Source organism: Coleofasciculus sp. FACHB-712, from assembly GCF_014695635.1.
Lineage (GTDB): Bacteria > Cyanobacteriota > Cyanobacteriia > Cyanobacteriales > FACHB-T130 > FACHB-T130.
Map to the genome: position 1 here is coordinate 1 of NZ_JACJOQ010000231.1, position 2,398 is coordinate 2,398.

General features: G+C 50.0%; 2 protein-coding genes. One reads left to right on the forward strand and one right to left on the reverse strand.

The genetic code is table 11. From position 1 onward, the window contains the following. Positions 1 to 1,070 (reverse strand): phycobilisome rod-core linker polypeptide (locus H6F50_RS06615; protein ID WP_190427748.1); only part of this gene is annotated, 1,070 nt, incomplete at its 3' end. A 441-nt stretch (positions 1,071 to 1,511) separates the two neighbouring features. Between H6F50_RS06615 and H6F50_RS06620 the strand changes: the two genes are divergently transcribed. Beyond that, positions 1,512 to 2,398 (forward strand): class I SAM-dependent methyltransferase (locus tag H6F50_RS06620; protein WP_190427755.1); only part of this gene is annotated, 887 nt, incomplete at its 3' end.

Here is a 2,398-nt window from a genome sequence, read left to right on the forward strand (position 1 = left end):
CCACGACCCAGGAAGTGACGGAATGCCAGTTCCAGAGCGCGACTGTTGATATATGGCTCGTAGAAGTTTTTGCGGTAAAGAGTAGATTTACCCAAGCGGCGGATAAATTCTTTCATCGAGATGTCGCCATTTCTGACCTTAGATTCTAAGTCAGAGATGCCAAGGCTGTAAGCGCGAGTAATATCGCGCTCAAAGACTTGCCGATAGGCGGCTTTGATGATTTCTTGCTTTTCCGAAGATGACAAACCGGGCTTCATGGCGTACTTGGGACGCCGCTCGGCTGAATTGAAGTAAATTTGGGGCAGTTGCAGACCTTGCTGATCGCCAGAAGGACGCTGCCGCACTTTGTCGGAGGGGGTGGGGGCGCGGAATTCGCTAATCAGCACTTCAAAGTACTGGTTGACAATCGTTGTCCCTTCCTCGTCGCGCCGGAAATAACCCAAGGCGGCTGCCCGCATTTCTTGCAACGCCACAATTGTCGCTTCGCCGGAGCAAGCATTTTCGATGATTTCCCGCAAACCCCGCGTGTTAACCGCGATGATATTGGGGTCTCCGGCAACAATTGCGTAGGTCAGGTAGCGCAAGAACCAGGATAAGTCCCGCAACGACTTCTGCATATTGCCCGGACCGTAGCGGGCAACGTTGATCGGTCGGAAACCAGCTGGGGTAGGACCGCCACCGCCTGCGCTGAAGAGCGATCGCAACCCCTGCAAAAAGCCACCGCTGCTTTCCACATAGGTGACATTTCCCAGCGCCATCCCTTGTTTGACATCCGGAACGTTCGCCGTCACCAATTCGGGTTCGCGAGGCTTTTCTAAGAAAGCCATCGGGGAACCCCCGACGAAAATGCGGTTGGCAGCACGGGACACAATCAGGTCTGCATTTTGGGTGAGCGTTTGAGCAATCTCAAGACGCTTGCTGCCGGAACTGAAATAGCTCTTCAGTTCATCCAGCTCACCTCTCCCTAAGAAGCGGTCTTGTTGTTCCGCTTGCGAAATAGTTGCAACTGGTACTGTTTGATATAGTTGCGGACGCGCAACTGAGCTTCCACCACTTGCCTTAACACTCATTGGATCTCAAAAGCTCCCTATCTAAATCGTCACTGCGTTAAACATGACCAGAGTGCCACTGATGAATGATGAATTGTGAAGGTTGAGGGATTAAAGTTAACCAACCGCCACGGGAGCGACTGACCCGGAGAAAGTGGCTTTTTCCCTACGGCTTATGGCTTATCAACTTCATTCTTGCGCCTTCAACATCTCAGCGTTCATCTTTGAGCCTTTATCCTTTAACTGCCTGGGGTTAATCAGCTCAGTTTTTAGATTAAAACTTTTCGGGCTTCTCAGACTGGTTTGTTAAAAAGTGTGTAGAACCCTATCTAGGTGTTCACAAGGTCATAATACTAAATGGCGGCAGATTCCCTGAGAAGAGCGATAAGTTTTGTTACTTAAGACGCCGTCTAGCTACAGATGACCTGCCCGGACATCTCTAACTTTACCCTTTAACGTGATATGGAAATCAGGCAGGATATCAGTTCCGCCGTCCAACGACTTTACGATACTTACCCTTTTCCACCAGAACCTCTGCTGGATAGTCCGCCTCCCGGCTACAACTGGCGCTGGAATTGGCTAGCCGCTTATCACTTTTGCACCAATCAAACACCCCAAAAGCAGGATGTCCGCATTTTAGATGCCGGATGTGGCACGGGTGTAGGAACAGAGTACCTGGTTCACCTCAATCCGGCTGCTCAAGTGGTGGGAATTGATTTGAGTTCGGGCGCTTTGGAAGTGGCACGAGAGCGTTGTCGCCGTTCCGGGGCAAATCGCGTCGAGTTTCATCACAAGAGCTTGTATGACGCGCAGGAACTACCGGGTGAGTTTGATTTAATCAATTGTGTTGGGGTTTTGCATCATTTGCCCGACCCGATTCGGGGAATTCAATCCCTAGTGGCGAAGTTAGCGCCGGGAGGCTTGATGCATATTTTCGTTTATGCTGAGCTGGGGCGCTGGGAAATCCAGTTGATGCAAAAAGCGATCGCACTGCTTCAAGGCGAACGGCGAGGCGACTACCGCGATGGCGTTCAGGTGGGGCGTCAAATATTTGCCGCTTTGCCAGAAAATAATCGACTGGTCAAGCGAGAAAAAGAGCGCTGGTCTTTAGAAAATCAGCGGGATGAGTGTTTTGCAGATATGTACGTTCATCCCCAGGAAATCGACTACAACATCGACACTCTTTTTGAACTCATTGATGCTTCAGGTTTGGATTTTGTTGGTTTTTCTAATCCCAAAAACTGGGAATTAGAGCGACTCTTGGGGAAAAATCCAGACTTGCTCGAACGGGCAAAAAATTTGAGCGATCGCGAACGTTATCGTTTAATCGAATTATTAGACCCAGAAGC